This is a genomic window from Chryseobacterium aquifrigidense (genome assembly GCF_006716485.1).
GTDB lineage: Bacteria > Bacteroidota > Bacteroidia > Flavobacteriales > Weeksellaceae > Chryseobacterium > Chryseobacterium vietnamense.
This window is the reverse complement of sequence record NZ_VFPD01000001.1, coordinates 1,933,508-1,959,636: the sequence shown is the minus strand read 5'-3', so window position 1 is coordinate 1,959,636 and position 26,129 is coordinate 1,933,508. Positions and strand designations below refer to the sequence as shown.

The window sequence follows — 26,129 nt, the reverse complement described above, 5'->3', positions numbered from 1 at the left end:
TATAAGCAATGTTATATTGCGATTTTAATACATTGTGTATGTAATACGTATGTATTTTTAGGTTTTTGGCGATTGCGTAGTGTTAATAGTATATTTTTATTTTGATAGATTATGATGAAAAAACTAACTGTTTTATTCTTTTTTATTTCTTCCTTTTTCTATGCACAGCATACAGAAGAAGAAATGAAGAATATTCTTTTTGATATAGACTTTTCTAGCGCCGGGCCTAAAGAAATAGAAAAGATTGACAGTCTTATTGCAGTTTGTAAAAAAGATTCGTACAATGATTGTGTTGCATTGGGATATCTCAAGATTGCGAATATCTATGATAAAATGAATGACACCAAGAAGTCTTTTTATTATATCAATAAAGTAGAAAAAGAAAACCTCATTAATTCTGACACTGATTTTGAAGTCATTTTTTATGTTCATTTGCAAAAATCTTTTTTATACCGGAAATTGGGCGAAAGGGTTGCTTCTTTTAAGGAATTGGACGAAATCTATGATGATGCAATGAAGACAGGTAATGCTTATTTCATTTATCTGATCAACAGACAGTATGCTGATAAATATATTGAAACCAATAAGCAGCTCGCATTAAAGTATAGCAAAATTGCGTATCAATTTTCAAAAATATACAGAGAAAATAAAGGTAAACGCTACCGGATTGATAAAAACAGATTGAGTAACAGTTATAAAACTTCAGCTTATCTCGGAGGAATATATACAGATCTCAATAAATTGGATTCTGCCAGAATTTATATTGAAGAAGCCATTCAGAATGAAAAAAAAGTAGATGATATCAGTTTGAAATATATTACTTCTCTGTATGCCGGAAGATATTTCAGAGTCATTAAGAATGTTGAACAGGCTCAGTACTATTTATGGAGTGCTAAAAATATTGCTAAGAATTACTTTAAAAGCGAAAACTATCAAATTGCAGTGGGAGATGAGCTTAATGCTTTATATGAAAGTATTGGTCAGAAAGACAGTATTGGTTACTATTCCAACTGGCTGGTGGGAATAGAAGAGGTAAACCGCGAGCAAAATCAAACATTGAATGATACTGTAGACAAACAGAATGAATTGGAAAAAAGCAATATAAAGAAGGAAACAAAAGGACTCTTTTTGATCTTATCTGTAAGCATTGGAGTATGTCTTCTCTTTATCTTCCTTTTCCTGTATTATTATAGAAAGCATAAAAGTAAAAATCTTGATAAAATAGATATTCCTCATCAGCCTTCCGTGGATGAAAGCGCGTTTAAAGAACTTATACAGCTTGCCAAAGAAAATAATCCAGAGTTTTTAACCCGTTTCAATGAAAGCTATCCACGTTTTTCGGAAGAACTTCTTAAGGATTCTCTTTTGAAAATATCAGAAATAAGATTCTGCGCCTACCTCTACCTGAATTTTTCTACCAAAGAAATTGCTGAATATACTTTTACCTCAGTGAGAACCGTGCAGACTAAAAAGTATAATTTAAGGAAAAAACTGAATATTCCCGGGGATATGGATATTTACGTCTGGTTCTCAAAATTATTGAAATAAGGCTTAAAATATCTGTAAAAACAAAGGCTATTTCATTATGAAATAACCTTTGTGGTAAGTATAATTGTTTTGAATTTATGTAAAACTTTGAAGAAAGTACCTGCAGGAAAATAACACGAAACCTACAGGTACACGATAGACTAATTATTAAAAACTATTTTCTGATTCTGAAAAAGTGTTACTTTTTAATCGCTTTTATTCTTTTTACAGTGCCATCCGTCATTTTTAAAATAATGAAATGCAATCCTGCTTTTACATCATTCAAATAGATCTGAGATGCAGGTTTCTCAATCGTTCTAACTGTCTTTCCGGAAGCATCCATAACCGAAACCGACACCACTTGTGAGAGGTCAGAAATAGTAACAGCATCGCTGAACGGATTAGGGTATGCTGTAATCGTATTTTTATTATTGAAAGTCTTATGGGTAGATAATAAGCTGTTGTCATAGGCCGATACTTTGAAGTCTCCACAATTTTCTACTTTAATATAAAAGCATAGAATAATTTTCGGGACAAAAGTAATTGGTAATTCTGTAATTTAAATGGTGTTTAATTGTCCTTTTGTGATGTTGTGTATGTGATACGTAGGTAGTTTGAGTGATATGGTAGAACGTTAGTATTAATATTGTAATTCAGATTATGAACAAACCATGATACGAAAGCTGACCTTCTTGTTTTTTTTATTTTCCACATTTTTTTATTCACAGCAAACAGAAGAAGAACTGAAAAATATTCTCTTTGATGTTGAATTTTGTACGGCAGGTCCCAAAGAAATACGTGAAATTGACAGTATTGTTACCATTTGCCGAAAGTATTCTTACCATGATGGTATGGCATTGGGATATCTTAAAACAGCCAACATATACAATAAAAATAATGAGGTAAAAAAAGCATTTTATTATATTGATAAAGTGGATAAAGAAAACCTGATCAATGAAGAATCTGATTTTGAAATCGTTCTATATCAACACATAATCAAATCTCTGCTGTATTTTAATCTGGGAGAAAGAGTTACGGCCTTTGGCCTTCTGGATGAAATTTATGAAGAAACCATCAGGCAAAATAATGCCTATTACACGTATGTGATCAATTGGCAGTACGCAGGGTTTTATAATGAAATGAATCAGAGAGAAAAAGCACTGGAGAAAATAAAAATCGCTTACAAATATTCAAAAATATACAGAGAAAATAAAAATCACAGGTATAAAATACACAAAGCACATTTGAGCTGGAGCTTTATGACAACTTCTTACATGGCTGCAATATATATTGATATGGGCAGGCATGATCTGGCAAAAGGTTATATTCAGGAATCTCTTAATGATCTTAAAAAAAATGATAATAAGAGTTTGTTGTACTTTAATCTGTTCAATGCAGCAAAATATTATAGAGCTGTTAAAGATTTTAAAAGTGCCCGGCATTACCTGTGGATGTGTAAAAAAATTGCCGGACACCATTTTAAGGATGAATTCCATCAAAAGTCTGTAGCCAAAGAATTGAAGAGTCTGTATGAAGAAATGAAAGAAAAAGACAGTACGGCATACTATGTAAATCAGTTACTGGATATTCAAACTGCAAAAGAAAAACAGAATCAGGTTTTAAAAGATATCATTGATAAAAAAGATCAGACTGATGAGAAGAATGAAAAAAAACTAACACAGGGGCTTTTCTTTATTTTATTGGTCAGCGCAGTCATATGTATTCTCTTTATTTTCCTGTTCTTACGCTATTACAAAAAACATAAAAGCAAAGGACAGGATAAAATTGATATACCTCATAAACTGCCGGTACAGGAGTGTATTTTTAAAGAAGTCATACGGCTTGCTAAAGAAAACAGCCCTGAGTTTCTGACCCGTTTCCACGAATACTGTCCGCATTTTTCAGAAGAACTCCTTAAAGTTTCAGTGTTGAAAATCTCAGAAGTAAGATTTTGCGCCTACATTTATCTGAATTTTTCTACAAAAGATATTGCGGAATATACCCACACCTCGGTAAGAACTGTGCAGACCAAGAAATACAATCTCAGGAAAAAACTGAATATCCCCGGTGATATGGACATTTATGTCTGGTTTTCAAAACTATTGAAATAAAGATTAAGAATATTGTGAAAAGCAACAGAGACTATTTCATTTCGAAATAGTCTCTGCTTTTAAATTAACTTCCGATTGATATCAGCAATTAATTTTTTATAGTTGAAATATGGATGTTTTTCTGTCCGTTGGCCTCTTTAAGCTCAATATTGCTGATCATATCATTATAGACAAGGGTAGAGGTATCATTAAACTGATATCCTTCAATAAATACAGGTCGGTCTTTGGGCAGATTGTTCTGCTCATTCAGCATTTCCAGCGATAAACTATCAGGAAAGCCTGCATTTTTTTTAAACTTTATTTCTGTTAAACCGTTATCAGCGAGATAGTCAAATTTCTTTAAATGAGAAGGCAAGCTGGCTTTTGTTTTAAAAATGTTTACCTTTTCAATGCTGTCTTTATAAAGATCAAACATGCTGGCAGTTCCGATGGCGTTATTGTAAACGGCAAACTTTACATAGGTGTTTTTCTGAGCCACAATCATAACTGAAAAGAACACAAGAAATATATATAATAGCTTTTTCATACTTAAAATTGATATTTTAGAGGTTGGGTTAATTTCTGTTTTTTACCATAATCCACCCCGTATATTTTATCGGAGTCTGTTTTTTGTTGGTCTCATTCCAGCCCATATCAAACCAGTAGTTTCCTGTGGATACTTTCTTGCCGCCAATGCTGCCATCCCATTGATATCCGTTTACTTTACCTCCTTCATGTATTTTGCTTCCATATCGGTCATAAATACTGAATGTGAAATTAGGCTTCCCGGCCAGCGCAGAATAGTCCAGCACATCATTTATTCCGTCACCATTGGGAGTAATGATATTAATAAGATTGGGAACTGTAATTTCTACTTCCAGAGGAGTACAGTTATAAGAGTCTTTTACATAAAAAGTATTGCTCCCCCTCGGAACATTGGTAAATACATTTTCATTCTGCCAGCTGATATTATCCATTGAATACTGATAAGGAGCTGTTCCTCCAATTACAGTCAGGGTAACCGTATTGTTGCTGATGTTAATATCTGCAATCACAGGATGTTCGGAAGGATAAACCTTTACGGTCTGTCTGGTGGTACATTCTCTGGTTTTCAGATCTACCCAATAGGTTCCTACCCCCACATTATTGATGGCCTGGGTGGTTGCTCCGGTGCTCCACAGATAAGAAGTGTATCCGGGTCCGGCATCCAGTGTGGTAGTACTTTCCATACAGATAATTTTATCCTTTAATACCTCTGAATAGGTAGGTGGAATAACAGTAAGGGTAACTTCCGCAATTCTGTAACATCCGTTGGCATTGCTTACTTTAATATAAACTACTCCGTCCGGGGCGATATAATTGGCAGGAGTCAGAATTTCATTGGTTCCGTTATGGGCGTCAGCGGGAGAAGGGTAATACTGCTTAATCGTTCCCGGCTGTACATTCACTCCTGCTGAAGTTAGGTTAAATATGCCAAGTACAGGATTGGAAGGCTCAAAACATGATCTTAAAGCAGCGTCTTTAACAATTGGACTTTCAGAAACAGTTAAAGTTAACGTTACCTGTTCACAATCTGTAAAATCAGGATTGTTTCCGCAAAACTTATAAACAATAGTATCCGTACCCATATAACCGAAATTAGGAACATAGGTAATTACTCCTGCCGGATCAATGGTTGCCGTACCATTTGCCGGAGGTGTCAGAATTGTTACCGTGCTGGGAACATAGCTTTGAGTAGAATTGGTAAACTGAGGTACAATAGACTGATATCCTTCGCAGACCGTCATTGCCTTGGTAGACTCTTCAAGACACGTAAATACTTTGTAAACCGGAGTGATTGCCGGTGTACATGAACCTACAGCAATTTTCACTGTATAATTTCCGGAAACCAATGGAGTATAAGCATTGGCATTGGCACCTGTAATAGGATTACCGTTTAAATACCACTGATAGGTATCATAGCTGTCATCTACTTCAAGGACAATACCCGGGATACATTCTCCTGTCTGTTTGGCAATTAACGGAATAGAAGAAAATCCTGCAAAATACCCTCCGTATCCTGAGGTACTGTATCCTCCATTGATCCCTGCTGTTACAGCTTTGTCAGAAATAACCGTTACGTTCCCGGTTATCGATGGAATGGCATAGGTCACCCAGCTGTTATTTCCGGTTAATGGAAAAGGACCTTCTGATGCCAGCGGAGGATTTCCGTTGACTGTTACATTAGCTCCGGCTTCCGTTAAAATATTCAGTTTTACGACAGTTCCGTTCGGAACCGTACTTGTTGTTCCCGTTCCGGTTGGCATTTCATTGATCTTCCCGATTTCGTCAATTTTTCTGGGTAAGAAGCAGTTCAATGGCGGGATATAGTTAAACCCACACGTTGCACTGCTGTTATTAACCGAAACTAATTGATATAAATAAACATTTTTTGAAGTGGTAATAAACATATTAAAATGCCCGGAATTTCCCTGCTGAACGTAATTGTTCCCGGTGATCCTGTAAAAATCACCACTGTTAATGGTTGCTATAGGGGTAGTGGAACCATTAATGAATATTTGGGTATGATCTTCCGTCCCAATGATGATACCTCCTTCCAGGTCATCTGAGGAAGACCTGGTTCTTACCATGGCAAAAGTACTCCCCAGTCTTTCTGTAGGTACAGATTGATCAAGGATAGCATCAGAGCCCGATCCGGTATTATTCCCAAAATTTCCATTCACATTCCCGTTGGTAAGCGTAATCGGTTTATCAGAAACAATTTTAGCTCCGATAAAAGCAGATTGGTTTTGTCCTCCCGTTCCGGGGCCTCCTGCAAAAATAAAAGACTGTCCTTTATTAAGAGTAATAGTCTGAGTATTGGTAGCCGGAGCTGCTCCAAAGAACGTTACGTTTCCACTCCATGTAGCGGTTACTACAGTATTGTTTTCAGTGGCCAGTATTCCTGCTGTGAAATTATAGCCGCTGAGTGATGAGGTAGTAGGAGTTCCGGCCACATAAAATTCCTTACCAATTCCTGCTTTCCCTTTGCTTGTTATGATTTCGGCATGAGTAGTGTTGCTTACTATTCTTAACGAACAGTAAAATGGCTTCGTCCCCTGCACATGCAGTCCTTTGTTGATCACACTGTATGCATCTGATGTAACATTGGCAGCGATAACGGCAATGGGTACAACAAATATCTGTGGGGCATTTTTACTGATTGTGACAGTACCAATCGGAGCATTGTTATTATTAATCGTAACAACAAAAGGGGTTGCAGAATCAGTAGAAAGGTATAATGCCTGTGTGTAACTTGTTGAAGCATAATAAGGAGCAAACCAATGGTCTGTGTCTCTTTGTGCCAAAACAGGGATGCTCAATAAGATGAATAATAAACTGAATATAATGTTTTTCATGAATTACATAATTTTGATTTTAAAAATTGAATCTTCATTAATAAAAAAGGTTATGATTCTTTTATAAATTTCTTCTGAACAGTTATACCTCCATCTTCTATCTCTATCATATACATTCCGTGGATAAGATTGCTCACATCAATTGCATTGTTCAGGATGATTCCATTCGATATCAATCTTCCCGCAGCGCTGTAAATTTTATATTGAGCTTTTGTACTGATATTTTTTACATGCAATACTGAGCTGACAGGATTGGGGTAAATGTGGATATCTGCTTGGTTAAGAGAGTTCGGTACAGGTTGTTTAGAAATTCTGACCGTATAATCTTCTACTTCACCATCTTTGAAATTGGTACAGTTCACAGGAATACCATCCTTTTGTAAAGCGACTCTCATGACTACATATTTATAATCTGTCATGCTTATGAAGGCATGGTCAGGAACCGAGAAAGTGCTACTTGCTGTTGGGCTTCCATTGGGGCCGTCTGCCAGAATTCTTTCATTGATGTCAAATTCTCCGTTTCTGTTGAAGTCGATCCAGACTGCAACGCCGGCGTTAGTTCCTGAACTTAAAGTCTTATCAATCGTAATCTGATTGCCCTTTGATCCCTGAATCAATTCAATAAACTTTAAAGGATTTCCCGTAAAATTTGAATAGGTTGATGCAAGAGATTCATTAATCATTTCCTTATTGCCATTAGGTTTCACGGTTACCTTTGAAATAAATTCAGTTGTAGAATTGGCCGCTGACATCGGGCAGTAGATGACGGTAGGAGTTGTAAAATAATATAGTTTTGTAAAATTTCCAGGTACTCCATTACAGATATTGGATACCTGCATTTCGTATTTGGTGAGTTCCAGCAATCCTGTGATAGTATAAGTGTTCGTAGAAACCACAACATCGGTCCAGCTTGGAATTCCTACTTTTCTGTATTTTAACAGATAAGTGGCTCCGGGAAAAGGATCCCACACAACTTCTGCCGTTGTTGGCATAATCTGAGTGATCATAAGCCCCGGGGGAGGAATTTCACATATTCTTTCCGTAGTAAATACTTTTGGATTAGACCACGGATTGGGTGTTAACTCTCCATTACAGATATTGGCCACCTGTACTTCATATGTTTTGAATGAATCAAGGTTTGGAATGGTATATGAATTTGCCGGTGGTTGAGGGATCGTTGGCGTGTTCCATGGGCCAGTGCCTACTTCTCTCCATCTTAAAATATAAGAAGCACTTGGAACAACCGGATTCCAGGTGATCACGGCTGAGCTTGATGTTACATTACTTATCGTTACAAATGGTGGAGTAGGATCACATCTCGTTGTAAATGTTTTAATCGGAGTGTACACTCCAGTTCCCGTACTGCCGCAAACTGCTGCAATTCTTACTTCATAAGTCGTGGCAGGAGTTAAAGCATTGATTGTTACGGGCGGATTTCCTCCTAAAACAGACAGGTTTAAAGTGGTCCATGCAGAAACAGGTACTGTAACAGGTCTGTATTCTAAAACAAAAGCATTACTGTTTGCCGCCGCTGTCCAGCTGATATTCACAGAATTATGGGTGATATTGGTGAATACAGGATTTCCCGGTGTTGCATTATTACATGGTCTTAATCTTACTGCATAATCTTCCACTTCACCGTTGGCTGCATCTGCGCACATTACAGGAGCACTGGTTCGTTTCATGACCACTCTCATAGTTGTTGTTAAAGGTCCTGTATAAACACCTGTTGCAGGAACATCAAAAGTGTTGGTTACAGGAGTTGTTGTACTTGCTGCAGAAGTCATTATTTTTTCAGCATCTGTAAAAATTCCATTTCTGTCCCAATCGATCCATGCATTTACAGCATCAGCATACTGAGTTCCTTCCCAGCCTTTGGAAACTGACAGCTGATTTCCCTGAGAACCTATTTCAAGATTAATAAGTGTAGCAGCAGATGTATAACTGATGTAATTTGTCTGAACAGAAGTATTGTCCATTACCGGGAAATTGACAGGGGTAACTTTTACGTTTGAAATATAATCGTTTGTTCCCGTTCCGGTCATGTTGCAATACGTTAAAGGCGGAGTTGTAAAACTTACACTTGGAGAAAATACCCCCTGATTTCCATTACAGAGAGTTGCAATCTGTACCTGATATCCGGTCTGCTCGGCAAGTCCCGTTATGGTATAAAAGCTTTGTCCTGCCGGAAGTGTCTGGCCTGTTGCAGCTGGAAGCCATGCCCCTGTATTTCCCTGTCTCCATCTGATAATATAAGTAGCATTGGAAGCAGGCATCCATGATACATAGGCAGAATTATGCGTAAGGTTATTCACCGCAATAGTAGCGGGAGCGGCAGTAGTACAAGGCTGTAAATCTATAAACTTCACATAATAATCCTCCACTTCTCCATTGCTGGTTAAAGGTCCGCAAGCATTAGGTGGAGTGAGAGAATATACGATGACGCGCATTTTTACTTTACTTGTTCCCACGTAGGCATTGGCTGGAACATCAAAAGCAGCCGTAACAGGCGTTGTATTTGAATAGCCCAGATTCATGATTCTTTCCCCACCAGGGCTTGTTGCCGGATTATTATCAAAAATACCATCTCCGTTAAAATCTATCCACGCATTGGTAGAATAGGTTCCTGATATAATTGATCTTCCTACAGACAGTGTATTGTTAACTGAATTTCTCAGAAGTGTAATTGTCTTTGCAGGATCTGTAGAATAATCTGTATACGTTGTTGGCCCGGAAGTATTACTTGTTAAAGGAACATTGGTAGCCATCATCGTAATATTGTTGATATAGCCATTCGTCACGGTAGCTGTTGCAGCATTACAATAAGTCAGCGCAGGAGTTGTAAAACCAACAGGAGCAGAAAATATTCCCTGGGTTCCGCAAATGGTTGCAATCTCTACCTCATATTGAGTCTGCTCAGTTAAGGAGGTAAGCGTTACACTATTGGTAAAAGGAGTTGTTACATTGATTGTTTGCCATGTAAGAGAAGGAGGGATTCTGTATCTTACGACATAGGTGGCATTGGCTGTTGCAGTCCAGGTAACATTGGCTGAGGTGGCTGTAATATTATTTACTGCAATATTGGCTGGAGGTGTATTGGTACAGTTTGGTAATGTGGTTCCTGTTAATTGTACCCTTGGTAATACAGCATATCTGCTTGTTGCAGCAGGAAGATTTGCCGGGTCCGGATTGGTCGTTGAATTGTAATAAATCATTCCACGGTTATTTCCCGCAGAATAACTTCCCCAGTTGGCGGTACATGATGTTCCTGTTGAATTCTCGTCAACACTTATCACCACATTGCTGACGCCGTCCCATAAGAATGGAGTACTTAGAGGAATTTCAACCCATGTGCCCGCTGTCATTGTTGGCAAAGTACCGGAATATACCTGTGTTAAAGAAGTGGAAGGTATCCAGCTTGAGGTGGTTGGAAAATCTACTTGTGACGTGTTTCCCATAGATACTACCCATTGGTTATAATTAGCCTGGGTAGCTGCAGTGGTGGAAACAAAAAACCTTATAGCGGTTATATAATTATTTGTTCCGACAGCCGCCCCAATCTCTGAAGCCATATAAATCTGCTGGGAATAATTAAATCCTGAACAGGAATACACAGGTAGAAAAGCATGAGTAGCTGTACCACCTCCAATCTGCCCGGGAGTGAAAGGAGCGCCTGCAACCCATGGTGATTTGTCCGTTGCTGAACAAACAGACCTTATCCACCAGTAATAAGTAGCTCCGGAAGTAAGGGAGCTGATATTAACGCTCGTTCCGGGATTGGGTGTGCCTGATGTTGCGGCAGCAGGAGGAGTATTGTTTATACTGTAGAAATATTCATAACCATTGGCTGGTGCCGGTGCCGGAGCAAGCGGAGCTGTCCAGTTCAATGTTGCAGAAGCAGGGGCTATATTGGAAGCAGGTAAAGTGACAGGTTCAAAACAGGTAGGAGCCTGTATTACCTGAACTTCATCCAATAAGACATCATCATAGAAATTTCCATTTCCTGCTGCATCTTTATCCACTGTAAATTTTAACTGAATGGTTGTTCCCACATAACTTGCCGCCAAAGAAACACCAACAGTTCTCCATTCAGGAGCATTGGTGTCACTCGACCAGACTTGTACCCAGCCCGAACCGTTATTTACCGCAAGTTTCAGCTGATTATGATCGGCGGCAGGTACTGTACCGTTGAGTCCGGTCAGATGATCTTTAAACCATTCGAATTTGATATAAGGATTTGTTAATCCCGCTAAGTTGATCTGAGGACTTATAAGTTCCACAGTGTGTTCACCTGCATATGGGGAAGAGGCGTCAACCCATGCAAAAGTTCCAGCCGGTTTTCCTCCGTTTCCCGTGGCTCCATATCCGGCAGATCCGGAAAATTTCCACTTTACATTGGCATTTGTAGAGGTTGAAGAAGGATTCTGACTGGTCCAGCAAGCCGGTAAGGCACCAGTACCGAATGACTCTGCAAATGGCACCGGAACAGCCGCGCAGGTTTGTCCCCGGGCATGTGAAAAAGTCATTAGAAATAAGATAATGGGTAGAATTTTTCTCATATAGTTTCATTTTAAGTTAAAGTCTGTTATTCAATTCACTTACTGTTTTTTAGAAGGAAACGCGGAATCATTCTATAGATCTGTTTCAGAAATCTATTAGCCAATCCTCTGTTTGTCAATTATAAAGACAATAAGTGGTTAAAACATATCACTGCATTTCCACATCACCTCTTTATATAAAAGGTGAGCAATGGATAAACAGAAAAATAGTAGGGTCTAAGTAAGTGGGAATAATTGCAGTTACAGGGTAAGCGACTGTTTGATATTTTTTAATAAAAATCACTCACTTTGCTGCACAAGTAGTTATGGGTTGAATGTTTTTAGATTTCTCTCATTTTTTCATAGTTTTCTTAGTTTAGTTTTTTATTATTATGGTTTGGGTAAAAATAATTTAATATAAACTTAATATGACTATACTTTTGTATAGTTTTAAATCAAATATTAATGAATTAAGTGGGGAATGTTCCGTGTAAAATGCTTTTAGAAAGGCCAATGTAAAAAAGTCACCGTAAAAATGCATGCTTTTTTCTGATCTTTTTTTTGTTTTTACATCTTTTAACCCGCTTATGCACCAGTATAAGACGTAAAGTGCTTTTTTAGAAATAGTAAAAATTTAATAAAATAACAAAGTGTAGATTTTTTTGATATTAAAATAAATGCTTTGTAGTTTTAATTTTAGTTATACTTAAGTTTTAACAGATTTTTTATTTAGCATAATTATGAATATGTTTGCAGAAAGTAGCCAAATAAAAATAGTTTTGAAACCCTTGTTATCATGTCAAAAATATGAGTGATAAAATAAATTCATTGTATACCAGGAATGCGTCAGGCATATCAGTTTCTGGAAAAAAGAACGCATCCGACAGATATTTAAATGTGCTTAAAGCAGTCTCGGAAACCAGTCTGGGCTGTATTTATATCGCTGATCTTAAAACAAAGAAATTAGAGTTTATTTCTGAGAATCCTCTTCTTTTCTCCGGCTTAAGTTCTGCTGAAGTTGAAAAAATGGGTTATAACTTTTTTCGTAAATATACCAAGAAGGAAGATCTTGAAATTTTAAAGAAAGTAAGTACTTATGGATTCCAGTTTTTTGAATGTCTTTCACCTGAAGAGAAAAAAGTACACACCATTACCTATGATTTCCATCTAAAATATACCAATAGCATAGATGTACTGGTCAATCATAAGATTACACCCATAGAACTGTATGATGACGGAGAAATCTCCAAAATAGTCTGCGTAGCCTCTTATTCCCTCAACCGGTCTGCAGGAAATATCAGGATCGTTTCCAATGCCTCAGAAACCTATTGGAAATATAATCTCTCCACGGGAAAATGGACGGAAGAATCTAAAGTTGCCCTGAAATTGAGAGAAATTGAAATACTTCGGCTTTACCTTCAGGGATTAAAAATAGAAGAAATCGCAGAGCAGTTGTTTGTGTCTCCAAGTACAATAAAGTTTCACAGAAGCAAATTGTTTGAAAGAATCGGAGTGAAAAATATCATCGAAGCAATATCCTACGTAATAACGAATAATTTGATTTAAACTATACTTTTTTAAATATTTCCAGCTCAAAATCGCTGAGAATTAAAATAGAATGCTCAGTATCACTTACCGTTTTTATTTTAAAAACCGGCTGCTCTCTGTGTATTGTTTTCTGACCGTTCTCCTTCTCCAAATGATAGAAGGAGAATGGTCGGAACAGCTTAGTTAAGCTGATAATTTGTAATTACTAAACTCAGGATGAAATGAACATAATTCTGTTCTACGTCTTTTCTGTTAATCAGTTTGTTTTTGTATTCGTAAGAATTCAGGTCTCTGGATAATTTTTGATATGTTTCAAAATCATCTCCCTTTACCTTTACTCTTATATGACCATCTTTTCTGTTGATAATGACATTATCTAAAGTTCTTACTTTAAATAAAACCTCACATAAGGTAGGACGAGCCTTCATTGACCCGATATATCTTTCAACTATATTAATCTTGAACGAATCAAATATGATATTATTAAAAACGATTTTAGAATTAGGCTCCTGAGTGTTGAGTTCAAGTTTATAGTTCATTACTTTATAAATTTTGGCAAATATAAGTTTAATTATGCCAAAAAACAGACTGTTTTCATAGATCATTCCCATATTAATGATTGAATTTTATTCTGTAAACACAAAATCATGTGAAAATGTGAATATTAGGGGATTATAAATGAGGGAAAAACAAAAGTGCTCTCAACTTTTTATTTCCTTTTATTTTTTTCATACTAGGCATTTCCGTAATTTTATTGTCTGTATAACAAAATTCATATTAATACCGATATAATGGAAAGATATAGTTATGGAATGGTTGGCCTTGGAGTAATGGGGCGGAATCTGCTTTATAATATTGCTGACAACGGGTTTTCAATCGCAGGATTTGACCTTGATCAGGAAAAAGTGAAAGAATTAGAAGGCGGAGCTGCTTCAGAAATGAAGGTGAAAGGTACAGGCTCTTTAGAAGATTTTGTATCTGCGCTGGAGGTTCCAAGAAAAATTATTCTTATGGTTCCTGCAGGAAAACCTGTAGATGCTGTGCTGGAAAATATTACCCCACTCCTGAGTGAAGGTGATATCGTGATTGATGCAGGAAATTCTTATTTCGAAGATACCAACAGACGTGTTGCTGACCTGGCATCCAAAAAACTGCATTTTATGGGAATGGGAGTGTCAGGAGGTGAAAAAGGAGCCCGAACAGGACCCAGTATAATGCCGGGAGGTGATCCGGAAGCATTCAAACTTCTGAAACCAATGCTGGAAGCCATTGCTGCAAAAGTAGATAATGAAGCCTGTACAGCATACATGGGAAAAGGATCTGCCGGAAACTATGTGAAAATGGTACATAACGGTATTGAATATGCTATTATGCAGCTGATCAGTGAAGCCTATGACCTTCTTAAAAGAGGAGCAGGGCTAAGTAATGAGCAGCTCTATCAGGTTTTCAAGGAATGGAATAATGGTGAAATGAACTCATTCCTTATTGAAATTACCAGAGATATCTTCACCCAAAAAGATTCATTAACAGAGGGCTATCTTGTGGATCAGATTTTAGATAAAGCAGGAGCAAAAGGAACAGGGAAATGGACTTCCGAACAAGCTATGGAAATCGGAGTTTCTATTCCTACGATTGATATTGCGGTAACTTCAAGAATTTTGTCTGCCTATAAAAACGAAAGAGTTCAGGCTTCAAAAATATATGCTGAAAGCGAAATTGTAAAGCCGGAAAATACAGAATTATTCATTAAGGAAGTAGGCGATGCTCTTTTCCTTTCTACACTGATCAGCTATGCACAAGGTTTATCTTTACTGGTAAAAGCATCTGAAGAATATGGTTTTGAAATTCCTCTTAAAGATGTTGTGAAAATCTGGAGAGGAGGATGTATTATCCGTTCCGTACTGCTGGAAAAATTCTATTCAGCTTATATCCAGAATCCTAATCTTTCTAATATTCTTCTTGATCACGATATTTCTGAACTGGTAAAATCAAAAATCAAAGCGTTAAGAAAAACAGCGGGATATGCTGCTGTCAACGGAATATCAAGCTTAGGAATCCAAACGGCTTTGGGATATTTTGATGCCTACACTACAGAATCTCTTCCTGTAAACCTGATCCAGGCTCAGCGTGATTATTTTGGAGCTCATACGTATCAGCGTATTGACAGAGAAGGTGTTTTTCATACATCTTGGCAAAGTGCAAACAATTAAAAATTCGGAAGAAATGAATCAAAATAGAATCTTGCAGCCAACAACTATCGTTATCTTTGGTGCTACAGGAGATCTGGCAAAAAGAAAACTTTTTCCGGCATTTTATAACTTATATATCGATGGCAGAATGCCCAAAGGCTTTAATATTGTAGCATTGGGAAGGGCAGAAAATACCAACGAGAATTTTAGAAATTATATCAAAGAAAATCTCGAGAGTTTCTCCAGAAAAAAAGTGACTTCGGAAGACTGGGCAGGTTTCCAGGCTCATATTACTTACTTTCAGCATCAGCTGGATGAGGAAAGTTCTTATGAGAAGCTGCAGCAGAAATTGCAGGAATTTGATTCCGTGTATGGGATGAGAGCAAACAGATTGTTCTACTTGTCCATAGGACCTAATTTTATTTCTACGATATCCAATCATATCAAGACAACCTCATTAGCTTCTGATCCGAAAAAGGACCGTATCATTATTGAGAAACCTTTTGGGCATAACAAACAGTCAGCGATTGAATTGAACAGCCTCTTGGCAAAGACTTTTGAAGAAGAGCAGATCTATCGTATCGACCACTATCTTGGAAAAGAAACGGTGCAGAATATATTGGCATTCAGATTCGGAAATTCAATTTTTGAACCGTTATGGGATCATAAATACATAGAATCTGTACAGATTACAGTAGCAGAAGAAGTTGGGGTCGAGACAAGAGGAGCGTTTTATGAACAGACTGGCGCGTTAAGGGATATGATTCAGAACCACCTGTTGCAGATCCTGTGTATGGTGGCCATGGAGCCACCTGCTTCATTGCAGTCCGGCGAAATCAGAGACCGGAAGGTTGATGTGCTGAAATCAATCCGGAGAATATCTTCCGATCAGGTTGATCATTATGCGGTAAGAGGCCAGTATGCCAAAGGAATCATAAATGGAGTGGAAGTGAAAGGCTACCGTCAGGAAGACGGAATTGCTTCGGATTCCAATACAGAGACTTTTGCAGCGATCAAGTTTTATCTGGATAACGAAAGATGGCAGGATGTTCCTTTCTATGTCCGTACCGGAAAGAAAATGAAAGAAAAGCACTCTTACATTACCATCCAGTTTAAACCGCTTCCTCATTCAACGTTCTCAGACAGTCCGCATCATTTATCAGCTAACAGACTTATTATTAATATTCAGCCCATGATGGATATCAGACTACAGTTCATGACCAAAAAACCGGGACTGACACTGGATCTGAAACCTGCAGAAATGATTTTTGATAATTTTGCCTGTAAAGAAGATACTCCGGAAGCTTATGAAACCTTGTTACAGGATGCTCTTTTAGGAGATCTTACTTTATTTATGCGTTCCGATCAGGTGGAAGAAGCCTGGGATGTTGTCACAACGATCCAGGAAGCCTGGGAAAACAATAAAGATTTATCTTTCCCGAATTATAAAGCAGGAAGCTGGGGACCGGAAGACGTTAATGCTTTGGTGGAAAGACAAGGCCATAGCTGGGTATAAAACAATATAAATTTAAACAGACAAAAAAATGAATATTACAGTATTTGACGATCTGGAAAAACTGTACAAAAAGGCAGCAGATGTATTTGTTGACCTTTCAAAAAAATCTATTCAGAAAAATGACCGTTTTGTGGTGGCGTTAAGTGGAGGTTCTTCTCCTAAAGCCATTTTCAAATTACTGGCAACACCGGAATATAAAGAACAGATAGAATGGAATAAAGTCTACTTTTTTTGGGTAGATGAAAGATGGGTTCCTTTAAACGATGATAAAAGCAACTTCCGAATGACGGATGAGGCGCTTCTTCATCAGGTTCCGGTAGATCAAAACCATATCTTTCCTATGTATGCTGAAGGAGTAACTCCTGAAGATTATGCAAAAGCATATGAACAGCAGATCAGAACTGTTCTGGGTGATGATGGTATTTTTGATTTTATCCTGCTGGGAATGGGAGATGACGGTCATACAGCCTCATTATTTCCAGGGGAAGAAGTTTTAAATGAAAAGGAAAAATGGGTGTCTGCCTATTATCTTAAGTCTCAGGAAATGTTCAGAATCACATTAACAGCACCTATCATCAATAATGCAGATAATATTCTGGCTATTGCATTTGGTGAATCCAAAAAGCATGCGCTGAACGAAGTTTTGAATGGTGAATATAACCCTTCACTATATCCAATGCAACTTATTGAGAAGAAGGACGGATTTCAGTTTTTTACAGACGAAAAAGCCAGAGGTTAATAGATTTTCAATATTAAAAAAATAAGAGACTGTCCGGGGACAGTCTCTCTTCATATCAACTATTCTCATACCGAATTCCCGGTATATACAATTTTCTGCAGAGTAAAATAAAAATAAGTCATACTAAATGAAAACAGCATCATTAGAGAATTTATGACGCTGCTGCATTTAGTGTTTTTACCTTAGTTGCTTTTTGTTCGAAACTTTTAATTTTTCCAAATTACATTGTGTTTCTATATAAAATGGTTATTAGTTTGGAGCAAATATACAAAATAAGACACTGCGAAGTGTCTAAAATTTAAAAAAAATGAAAATTATTTTATCAGTCATTTGAAATCTAACGAAAACCCTTTATTATAAGGCGTTCTATGAAAGTGAAAATTTATAAAAGTAGATTAAAACCAGTCAAAAACTGAAATAAGATGGCGTAACCTCTTAAAAATATTGTCATTAATAAAAGCAGCATCATTAATTTGTGTAATGATGCTGCCGCTGTAATGTTTTACCTCAGTACTATTGATACTGAGGGAACTAACGGTGCAATCTAATCTCTCTCAACCTCACAACTCAGATTGTCTGTTTAAGTAAAAATGGTTATTAGTTGATGCAAATATATAAATTTAGACACTAAAAAGTGTCTAAAATGAAAAAAATTTCATAAACTTGTATGATTGAAAAGTGTACCATGGAAAGAAAGTCGGCAGCAGGAAGTATCCGGAACAAAGAACGCAGTAAAAAAAAATTTTTGGATGCAGTTGGAAAAATACTGAGAACAAAAGGATATACTGCCTTGAAAGTGAATAGTATTGCTGCTACAGCCGGGGTGGATAAGAAAATGATTTATTCTTATTTTGGAGGAATAGACGGTTTAATAGATGAGTATATCCGGTCACAGGATTATTGGAGTAAAATAGAGACTGAAGAATTAAAGTCCCACTTGGATGATGGAGGAAAATCCTTCATGGAAAATATGTTTTTATCTCAGTTCGAGTATGTTTATTCCAGTAAAGAAGCACAAAAACTACTTCTCTGGCGGTTATCAGAATCCCGTAAATCTTTAAAGAGACTTACTGAAACCCAGGAAAAAAACGGAGAATATATTTTTAAACTTTTGATGGACAGCTATTTTAAAGATAATGCTGAAGATGCACGTTCCATTATGGCGATTATGGTTTCAGGACTTTATTACCTGAATATGTTTGCGTCTCTTAATGGAAGTATTTTCTGCGGGATCGATGTTGACAGTCCTAAAGGGCGGGATAATATCAGGAAAGCCGTTTCTTTCATGCTGGATCATACTTACAAAAACCTGTAGCTTTTTGTGTGAAACCTGAATTCCATAAAAAAACAAAACCATTAGAGTTCTAATGGTCTGTCTATAAGTTGTGTTACTTCTTTAGTTGTTTCTTATTCGAATTGTCTTAAAGGAAGGGAACTCAATAATACAATTTGGATTGTCTTATTTTTCAACCTAATAGTGTTTTAAAATATATAGTTGGTTTTAGTTTGTACAAATATATAAAATAAGACACTGTGAAGTGTTTAAAATGATAAAATTTTTCTTAATTTTATTTAATATTCTGAAATTCAATGAATTAATTTTCATATTGAGTGTAAAAATTTCTATTAATTTGTGGTATTGCTTAGTTAAGCCTGTAAAATAGAGCAACGGATGTCTTAAAAATAATAGCACTTTTAAGTACAAAAGAAAAACTGATCAAAAATTTCTATCGAAAAAGTTATTTTATTTAATATCAGATCAAATTGTAAATAAAAAACAGCATCATTATGGAAAATGATGCTGTTGGTTGTGTTTTTACCTCAGTCGTTGATGTTCGAAATATTTTAAACTGAGGGAACTAACGATACAATCTGAATAGTTTTTAAATTTTCAACTTCGATAGTGTTTTATATATATAATGGTTTTAGTTTGTGCAAATATATACAAATAGTTTAAATTAGACACTAGTTGGTGTCTAAAATGATAAAAAAATTTCTTAAACTTGTATATTGAATGTTTAGTCATGGAAAGAAAGTCAGCATCAGGAAGTATTAGAAATAAGGAACGCAGCAAAAAAAAGTTTTTGGATGCCGTTGGAAAAATACTGAAAACGAAGGGACATGCAGGGTTGAAGATTAATGATATCGCTGCTACTGCCGGGGTAGATAAGAAAATGATCTATACTTATTTTGGAGGAATGGATGGTCTCATGGACGAATATGTTCGTACACAGGATTTCTGGGTAAAAGTAACCAGCGAGGAAGTGGAAAAGATGAAACCGAATCTTGAAGATGGGGGTAGAGAATTTATCGAGCATATGCTTCTTTCACAGTTTGATTATGTATACGCCAATAAAGAAGCTCAAAAACTATTGTTGTGGACTATTTCTGAGCCTCGGAAATCATTAAAAAAACTGATTGACACTCAGGAAGAAAACGGAGAATATATCTTCAAATTATTGATGGAATCCCGTTTTAAAGATAAAATGGATATTTACCGTTCTATTATGGCGATTATGGTTTCCGGACTATACTACCTGAATATGTTTTCTTCTCTGAATGGCAGTCTTTTCTGTGGTATAGATACCAATACTCCTGAAGGACGGGAAAAAATCAAAAAGGCAATATCTTTTATGGTAGAACAGACCCACGATAATCTTTAATCTATGATAAAGAGCATAAAAAAGAGGCAGATTATTGCCTCTTTTTTGTTTGATATTTATTATAGTTTATCCTTTATGATAAGGACATCCTGAAGCTGCACCATTTCCACTGGTATTAAAGAACTGCTCTTCAATTACCTTCCTCTGGTCCTCTGGAATATCCTGTATTTTACGAAGGGTATTTACCTGGATATGAGGCCAGCTTGTTGTTCCCCCATCGTTCCCGAAATCAAACTCAAAGAATACGATTTGTTCATATTGAAGCTGAAGAATTTCTTTTCCGTCTTCAATTACTGTTTCAATCCACATGTCCATATCCACTTCAACAGTCGGAACGAAACGGTTTACAAAAGGAACATTCAAAACTCCTCCCTGGGCTCCGGTTTTCATTTTGGAAGACATTTTCACATGAACATAATTGCTGACTTTCTGGCCTCTTAAGGTATCTCTCAGTCGCAGATCAGGCCGTACAGAATAAGGATATAAATCGTCCGCCAATATTCTCTGGGTATAAATCTTATTTGAACCCGGATCATTGTTATCATCAAGAGTTTCATGAACCCAATCCGGCGCAGGTTTATCAAGGTCAATGATTTCTTTCGAAGTTACTCCTGCATTTCCCATGGTACGTGAAATTGAAAGATGATTGGTCTCCCACGCCTCTTTACCATAAGGAAACTGAGGAGAACCTTCAATTAAATAGAACGTTGTATTATCTTTATTTTGAGGAACGATATCTCCAAGCAAAGTAATAGTGCTTCCATGAGGAATAACACCGCTTCGGGAGATAGAGTAGTCCGGAATAAAATAAGGACCATCAAGCCCTGCTCCAGGCTTTATTTCCTGTGCAGGAATGATTTCGTAATAAGGCTGTCCCGGTTGCAGCTGGCTTTGAAGGACATATTTCGGATTAGCTTCTCCGTCTGGTGTTATCCTTAGCAAAGGCTCATCTCTGTACTCACCGGTATATCCATACTTGGCATCTTCTGTCGAAACGGCATGAATACCACGGTCTCTCTTAATAGATTCGTTTGTCGCTGCATGATTATAGACGTCACTCAGCCACAGGTACATTCCGTTTTCTTCGTGGATGGGTGTGTATTTCAGAGCATCCTGCCCTGGTATTGCATTAACACTTTTAATGCTCTGTTCGTATTTAACTGCCCCGCAGAAAAGTTCACTGGCACCGCCACGGTTACGTACTCCTCCCGGAACGATGGAAAATGTCAGTTTCTCAATATATTCTTCACTGTCAAAAGCGAATTTCCCCGGTATGGTTCCTGAATTGGTTCCGGGTGAAGGCATGATAGTAGTATGTACTCCGCTTGCTAATGATGGCCTGGCAACATTTTCATTGTAATTAACATTATAACTAACCCATGTACCATCCAGCGCAGCCAGAATTCCATAATCTACATTATTTTCAATGGCCTGCAGGTTGTCTTCTCTGAATGGTCTTACCGGATCATCGATAAGAAGTTTTGAATATCCGTCCATTACTTGCGCCAGATTAACTTCATTCTGACCCGGCATTTTGCGGAATAACTGTTCTCCTCCCGCTTCCGGACTCTCTTTTTTTCTTTTAAGCATGATATATCGTTTTTATGGTTATAATTCAGTGTATTCGAAAGTCGGACCTGCATTATTTTGAGCATCCAACGGTTGTTTCATCAGATTAACAGCCTGTTCTTTCAAAGCATACATGTACATAATAGATTTCTCCAGTTCCCTCTGGTTTCCTTCCACAGCACTTTGTATAGCATCTAATAAACGTCTGTAGGTTTTATTGAACTCAACACCCTGGGCGTGTAATTCTTTGTTTTTGATGTAATCTTCAACTTTAGGGTTGGGTTTCATAGGATAGGCCTCATTCCAGTCTACCGGAAGATCTTTTCCTGTAGGAGGCGTTGTTACAGGCATCATTCCATTTTCATCCATGAAATTTTCATAGTTTCCTCCCAGATAGAAGTGCTCGTGGAAAACCTCTTTAAATCTGAAATAATGAGCCAGTTCAACTCCTTCTTCAAACTGAGATGGGTCCACATCAAAAATAGAATCATCAGCACCTTCCCCCTGGCCTTTAATTTCCTGGAAAACAGCAATCACTCCAGCTAAAGCTTCTACAGAATGCAGTTTTCCACCACTTCCATAATATTGCTCAGGGCGGATCTGTTTTGACGGGTTTCCAGTGAAAATTCCTCCGGTATTTAATTCCTCAAAATTTGTTGGAAGTTTCCCATGCTCTTTGTAATAAGCAATAATTTGAAAAACAACAATGTAGAAGAATAAAACATCATAATACTCCCCAATTGTGTGTACATTTTCCATGATGAAACCTTTCATATTTTCAAGAGTCCAGAAGTTGCTATCCTGTACTGCTGCTCTTTGAGAATATAATGAAGAAGAATCGGTTTCGTAATCATATTTCGGAGCTTTTACCAAAGGTTTGCTTGGACTTTCAATGGCTATAAATGTGGCAATGCTGTTGCTTGAAAATGTTTCCAGACCCACATAGAAATCCACATTCATTGGTAATTTCATAGGATAAGTAGGGTAGTTCTCCTTTTGGTTGACAGAAGGCTGAATATCGATGGCATTCAGAACATTACAAACCATAATCAGGTGAAGCATTTCTTCTACAGCCACACTTCTGATAATTTGCGAAGCCAGAGCATTGGCTCCATCCTTGATGGAGTATAAAGCCGTAAGGTAAGGAGGAATGGTAGAATGTTCGATAAGGATTGCTGTTTGCAAAAGGTCCTGCAAAACAGGTTTGTAATCAATTTCTGTTACTCCTTTTTTTACTTCTGGAGCTACAGAACCGAATTGAGCTTCCAGATAGGCATTAAAGTCCTCAATCTGATCATTCAATAAAAGATTAGTAAGGGTTTTGCTGTGATGTTTTAATCCTTCTATCCAGTCTTCTTTGCTCAATGTTGAATCAAATAATAAAGAAGGTAATGAAATGGCTTCTGTAACCACGGCGCTTCTTGCTGCCATTCTTCCTGCGGTTAATAGGGTTTCCTGCGGTTGCGCTGTTTTATTGATAAGTCTTTGTCTCATGTTATTATTTTTTAAGTTGAATTTCAAGATCAGCAAGGATAGATTCTACAGAACGGATCGTGAATGCTGATAATGTTAAAGTAGGATTTGAAGTTCCCAGCGTGGTCATATTTCCTGCGCCTACGACGTACAAATTCGGATGATCCCAGGTTTTGCAATAGCTGTTGGTTACAGAATCTTCGGCTTTAGAACCCATTCTGTGAGTTCCCACGATGTGGCCGGCTCCGTTGTAAGAATATCTTTTCCCATTGTATATCACAGAGTTTTTGTCTTCTGCAGTATATTTTGTGAAATCCTTAATGTTTAATCTTTCAAACATTTGATCCGACGCATCTTTTGCCTGCTCCATAGCTTTCATTTCATACTCTGTCAGTTCATAATGAATGACAGGACGCGGAATTCCAAGCACATCCAGATATTGATCGTTAATGGTAACCCTGTTATTGGGATTAGGTAACTGCTCAATCTCAAAATGGAATAATACCTGTTTTGAAAGCCTGTTGGCAAGTTCTTTTCTTAATTCTGCTCCAAAAAGATTCTCCTCTGTGATAAAATAGGTAACATCTGATCCCGGAGAAAATGCCGGCCATCCCCATCCCCAATTGTCAAGCGGAGAAATCCATGCTGAAAATTCACCTCTGAAATTTCCGTCACGGAAAGACGAAATGTTTGTAGTAGAACCTGGACCTCTGTAAGGATAAACGGGTTCAGGGAAAAGTCCCCATGTCAGCATTACCATATGATCCATAAGGTTTCTTCCTACCTGATCACTGCTGTTAGCAGCCGTTTTTTCAACATTGTTAACGGTATATCTGGAGTTCAGCAGAATTTTGGGATTTTCAAAAGCGTTAGCAGCCAGAATCACAATGGCATCCGAAGTATCAACGGATTCTTCAATAAAATCTGTTTTCTCTTTTGAAGCATATCTTCTTAAGTGAACCCTGGATATCTTATCTTTATCATTGGGGTCAATGCTCAGCCTGTAAACCACACTCTGCGCCTGAATCTGCATGTATGGATTGCGCTTAAGATTTTCATTATCATTAAGTTTATATAAAGCTTTTTTCAATGTTTTTAATGCATTGTACTTCGCCTGAACGGGGCAGATCGGAACACAGGATGCGTTTCCTTCACAGCGTTCTCCCATGTAAGGATTCCATACAGAACCAAGAGCTTTGTATTCTTCTTTTTCTGAGCTGTCTAAAACCAGTTGATATCCGGAATCCTTCGGTTCAGCTTTGATGATCTTTGTTTTTCCGTATTTTGGATTTGGAATGGAATTCCTTCCCTGTGGAGAAGGTACCATCATTAAAGGAATCTCTCCTGAATTTAGTTTCACGCTTGTGCCCTTAAGCCCCTCAATAATCTTATGATCCATGTAACTCTGAGGAATTTCTTCCATAGGAAATACATAATTTCCATAATATTCTTCCGTTTTTTCATCAATAGGATATTCCTGTCTCGAAACATCCCCGGAAACCCCGATTTCAAACTCAGCCATCTCGTAATAAGGTCTTAATTCTTCATAGCTTATCGGCCAGTTAACAGGTGTTTGCTCAGCAGAACCCGGCTTTGGAATGGTAATGCCATATTTTTCTGTAAGTTTGAAATCGTTGGGAAGCATTCTTGGAGTAGTTCCCAGCCAGTGAAGGGTTGTTCCGCCTCCCACTCTTATGGCATCACTGGCAAAGGGCATCGGTCCGAATTGCACCAGATACCCTTTTTTATCCGGATACGGCTGAATAATATGTTCCATATCCAACACATTGGGAGAAGGTGCCTGCTTTAAGTTGGGATAAGGAGAGTTGGGAACTTTGGCTTCCTCTCTGTAAAAAGTACGGATATATTCATTATAAGTGGTCATTGAGGATACGGAATCCAGTTCAATACCTGCTTCCAGCCCCGCCTCATACATGAGTATTGATATTTCTTTGATATGATCCGATTTTCCGGCATCTGCACGGTGGATCATTTTTCCTTTGGTTACGTCAAATACATGATCGGACAGTAGCTTTGCGATCAATGATCCTGCGATCCCCGTTCCTACGATGATCACATCTTTTTTGTTGGTAGTCTGGCTCATGAGTTGCTGTTTACAGGTTTAATATTCCATGATTTATATCCCGGCTGTTTTGCTCCCGGAGGATGCGAGTGCATCAGATTCCAGACAAGACCTTCTTTATAAGAAAGATCATTGATATAGGCTCCTTCCCAGGTTCCCAAATACCACATGGTGATTACTTTTCCGGCAATGTCATTCATTCCCGGGTTGCCAATGATTTCAGATTGAATGGCTTTTTTTAATTCCTCTTCACCGGAAGAATTTTCAAGAATATTTTTAGAAACGGTAAGGAATTCTACGAAAGTGGCTGCTTCCAGGCTTTTTAAAACATAGGTGTAATAAGTTTCTGCAAGCCCTGTTGACTGTAGTTCGTTTACCGTAAATCCGGCAAGCGCTTCCGAGATAGACATAAACACGTCGAAATAATAATCGTCGACGTTGAGAATTTTGTTAATAATATTCATTTCGTAAAAAATTTGGGTTAGATATCTTCAACTCCTTTCATCAGGAGGTTATCAAGCCTGTTGATCTACAGCTGCTGATTTTTCAGATCCCACCTCTTTTTCAGAAATGATTGAAGGTATTTCAAGCCGTCCATAGTTATCAATTTTGTTTATCCGAAATTAATCAGAACTCATCAGATACGATTCAGTATTTCTACGTAATTTGTTTTTATTTTATTTTAATTTTTTGTAAAAAAGTCCTTCTGATAGGTGGTTTCAGGAGATTGTATTTTCACCTAGTTTAGAATTATTTTAAATAATGTGGTATCAAATATAGAATTCGATTGTAATGT

At 37.4% G+C, this 26,129-nt stretch carries 17 protein-coding genes; 8 read left to right on the top strand and 9 right to left on the bottom strand.

What is annotated here, in order from left to right; all coding sequences use genetic code 11:
• Nucleotides 1-111 precede the first annotated feature (111 nt).
• Nucleotides 112-1,548, top strand: coding sequence for a helix-turn-helix transcriptional regulator (locus FB551_RS08755; protein WP_142016804.1), 1,437 nt, complete (start codon nucleotides 112-114; stop codon nucleotides 1,546-1,548).
• 178 nt (nucleotides 1,549-1,726) lie between these two features.
• Here the strand turns inward: FB551_RS08755 and FB551_RS23665 are convergent, their stop codons facing one another.
• Nucleotides 1,727-1,945, bottom strand: coding sequence for a T9SS type A sorting domain-containing protein (locus FB551_RS23665; protein WP_226798712.1), 219 nt, complete (start codon nucleotides 1,943-1,945; stop codon nucleotides 1,727-1,729).
• Between the two features lie 253 nt (nucleotides 1,946-2,198).
• Between FB551_RS23665 and FB551_RS08745 the strand changes: the two genes are divergently transcribed.
• Complete coding sequence (locus tag FB551_RS08745) at nucleotides 2,199-3,638, top strand: helix-turn-helix transcriptional regulator (RefSeq protein WP_142016802.1); 1,440 nt, start codon at nucleotides 2,199-2,201, stop codon at nucleotides 3,636-3,638.
• 88 nt (nucleotides 3,639-3,726) lie between these two features.
• Here FB551_RS08745 and FB551_RS08740 read toward each other — a convergent pair whose 3' ends face one another.
• The 3 genes from FB551_RS08740 to FB551_RS08730 are packed head-to-tail and all read right to left on the bottom strand — an operon-like array spanning nucleotide 3,727 to nucleotide 11,574.
• Nucleotides 3,727-4,164, bottom strand: coding sequence for a hypothetical protein (locus tag FB551_RS08740; protein WP_047433453.1), 438 nt, complete (start codon nucleotides 4,162-4,164; stop codon nucleotides 3,727-3,729).
• Between the two features lie 28 nt (nucleotides 4,165-4,192).
• The gene (locus FB551_RS08735) at nucleotides 4,193-7,015 is read right to left on the bottom strand and encodes a T9SS type B sorting domain-containing protein (RefSeq protein ID WP_142016800.1); all 2,823 of its coding nucleotides are present in this window, start codon (nucleotides 7,013-7,015) and stop codon (nucleotides 4,193-4,195) included.
• Between the two features lie 50 nt (nucleotides 7,016-7,065).
• Entirely contained in the window at nucleotides 7,066-11,574 is a 4,509-nt protein-coding gene (locus tag FB551_RS08730) for a GEVED domain-containing protein (protein WP_142016798.1), read from the bottom strand.
• Between the two features lie 786 nt (nucleotides 11,575-12,360).
• On the opposite strand from FB551_RS08730, the gene FB551_RS08725 reads away from it, so the two are divergent.
• The gene (locus tag FB551_RS08725) at nucleotides 12,361-13,119 is read left to right on the top strand and encodes a response regulator transcription factor (protein WP_142016796.1); all 759 of its coding nucleotides are present in this window, start codon (nucleotides 12,361-12,363) and stop codon (nucleotides 13,117-13,119) included.
• A 161-nt stretch (nucleotides 13,120-13,280) separates the two neighbouring features.
• Here the strand turns inward: FB551_RS08725 and FB551_RS08720 are convergent, their stop codons facing one another.
• A complete protein-coding gene (locus FB551_RS08720) occupies nucleotides 13,281-13,640 on the bottom strand; it encodes a hypothetical protein (protein ID WP_047435795.1) in 360 nt (119 codons plus the stop codon).
• 252 nt (nucleotides 13,641-13,892) lie between these two features.
• Between FB551_RS08720 and gndA the strand changes: the two genes are divergently transcribed.
• From gndA to FB551_RS08695, 5 genes are all read left to right on the top strand, one after another.
• On the top strand, nucleotides 13,893-15,311 hold the full coding sequence (gndA, locus tag FB551_RS08715; RefSeq protein WP_142016794.1) for an NADP-dependent phosphogluconate dehydrogenase: 1,419 nt from the start codon (nucleotides 13,893-13,895) through the stop codon (nucleotides 15,309-15,311).
• A 13-nt stretch (nucleotides 15,312-15,324) separates the two neighbouring features.
• Nucleotides 15,325-16,806, top strand: a complete 1,482-nt coding sequence (gene zwf, locus FB551_RS08710; RefSeq protein ID WP_047435794.1) for a glucose-6-phosphate dehydrogenase — start codon at nucleotides 15,325-15,327, stop codon at nucleotides 16,804-16,806.
• Nucleotides 16,807-16,834: 28 nt separating this feature from the next.
• Entirely contained in the window at nucleotides 16,835-17,545 is a 711-nt protein-coding gene (pgl, locus tag FB551_RS08705) for a 6-phosphogluconolactonase (RefSeq protein WP_142016792.1), read from the top strand.
• A 685-nt stretch (nucleotides 17,546-18,230) separates the two neighbouring features.
• Nucleotides 18,231-18,860: a TetR/AcrR family transcriptional regulator gene (locus FB551_RS08700; RefSeq protein WP_142016790.1), complete on the top strand. Its 630-nt coding sequence runs from the start codon at nucleotides 18,231-18,233 to the stop codon at nucleotides 18,858-18,860.
• A gap of 709 nt (nucleotides 18,861-19,569) precedes the next feature.
• Nucleotides 19,570-20,208 carry a TetR/AcrR family transcriptional regulator gene (locus FB551_RS08695; RefSeq protein WP_047433448.1) on the top strand — a complete coding sequence of 213 codons (639 nt, stop codon included), beginning with the start codon at nucleotides 19,570-19,572 and terminating at the stop codon, nucleotides 20,206-20,208.
• A 66-nt stretch (nucleotides 20,209-20,274) separates the two neighbouring features.
• Here FB551_RS08695 and FB551_RS08690 read toward each other — a convergent pair whose 3' ends face one another.
• The 4 genes from FB551_RS08690 to FB551_RS08675 are packed head-to-tail and all read right to left on the bottom strand — an operon-like array spanning nucleotide 20,275 to nucleotide 25,797.
• A complete protein-coding gene (locus tag FB551_RS08690; RefSeq protein WP_142016787.1) occupies nucleotides 20,275-21,798 on the bottom strand; it encodes a peroxidase, FMP-type in 1,524 nt (507 codons plus the stop codon).
• A gap of 18 nt (nucleotides 21,799-21,816) precedes the next feature.
• Nucleotides 21,817-23,271 (bottom strand): ferritin-like domain-containing protein, encoded by a 1,455-nt coding sequence (locus FB551_RS08685; protein ID WP_142016785.1) that lies wholly within the window; start codon nucleotides 23,269-23,271, stop codon nucleotides 21,817-21,819.
• 4 nt (nucleotides 23,272-23,275) lie between these two features.
• A complete protein-coding gene (locus FB551_RS08680; protein ID WP_142016783.1) occupies nucleotides 23,276-25,354 on the bottom strand; it encodes a GMC oxidoreductase in 2,079 nt (692 codons plus the stop codon).
• Entirely contained in the window at nucleotides 25,351-25,797 is a 447-nt protein-coding gene (locus tag FB551_RS08675; RefSeq protein ID WP_047433444.1) for a hypothetical protein, read from the bottom strand. The genes FB551_RS08680 and FB551_RS08675 overlap by 4 nt, the downstream gene beginning before the upstream one ends.
• Nucleotides 25,798-26,129 lie beyond the last annotated feature (332 nt).

Coding starts and splice junctions, on each gene's coding strand:
- FB551_RS08755 (WP_142016804.1), top strand. CDS start 112: ATGATGAAAAAACTAACTGTTTTATTCTTTTTTATTTCTTCCTTTTTC.
- FB551_RS08725 (WP_142016796.1), top strand. CDS start 12,361: ATGAGTGATAAAATAAATTCATTGTATACCAGGAATGCGTCAGGCATA.
- gndA (WP_142016794.1), top strand. CDS start 13,893: ATGGAAAGATATAGTTATGGAATGGTTGGCCTTGGAGTAATGGGGCGG.
- FB551_RS08730 (WP_142016798.1), bottom strand. CDS start 11,574: ATGAGAAAAATTCTACCCATTATCTTATTTCTAATGACTTTTTCACAT.
- FB551_RS08685 (WP_142016785.1), bottom strand. CDS start 23,271: ATGAGACAAAGACTTATCAATAAAACAGCGCAACCGCAGGAAACCCTA.
- zwf (WP_047435794.1), top strand. CDS start 15,325: ATGAATCAAAATAGAATCTTGCAGCCAACAACTATCGTTATCTTTGGT.
- FB551_RS08735 (WP_142016800.1), bottom strand. CDS start 7,015: ATGAAAAACATTATATTCAGTTTATTATTCATCTTATTGAGCATCCCT.
- FB551_RS08695 (WP_047433448.1), top strand. CDS start 19,570: ATGGAAAGAAAGTCAGCATCAGGAAGTATTAGAAATAAGGAACGCAGC.
- FB551_RS08720 (WP_047435795.1), bottom strand. CDS start 13,640: ATGAACTATAAACTTGAACTCAACACTCAGGAGCCTAATTCTAAAATC.
- FB551_RS08690 (WP_142016787.1), bottom strand. CDS start 21,798: ATGCTTAAAAGAAAAAAAGAGAGTCCGGAAGCGGGAGGAGAACAGTTA.
- FB551_RS08675 (WP_047433444.1), bottom strand. CDS start 25,797: ATGAATATTATTAACAAAATTCTCAACGTCGACGATTATTATTTCGAC.
- FB551_RS08680 (WP_142016783.1), bottom strand. CDS start 25,354: ATGAGCCAGACTACCAACAAAAAAGATGTGATCATCGTAGGAACGGGG.
- pgl (WP_142016792.1), top strand. CDS start 16,835: ATGAATATTACAGTATTTGACGATCTGGAAAAACTGTACAAAAAGGCA.
- FB551_RS08745 (WP_142016802.1), top strand. CDS start 2,199: ATGATACGAAAGCTGACCTTCTTGTTTTTTTTATTTTCCACATTTTTT.
- FB551_RS08740 (WP_047433453.1), bottom strand. CDS start 4,164: ATGAAAAAGCTATTATATATATTTCTTGTGTTCTTTTCAGTTATGATT.
- FB551_RS08700 (WP_142016790.1), top strand. CDS start 18,231: ATGGAAAGAAAGTCGGCAGCAGGAAGTATCCGGAACAAAGAACGCAGT.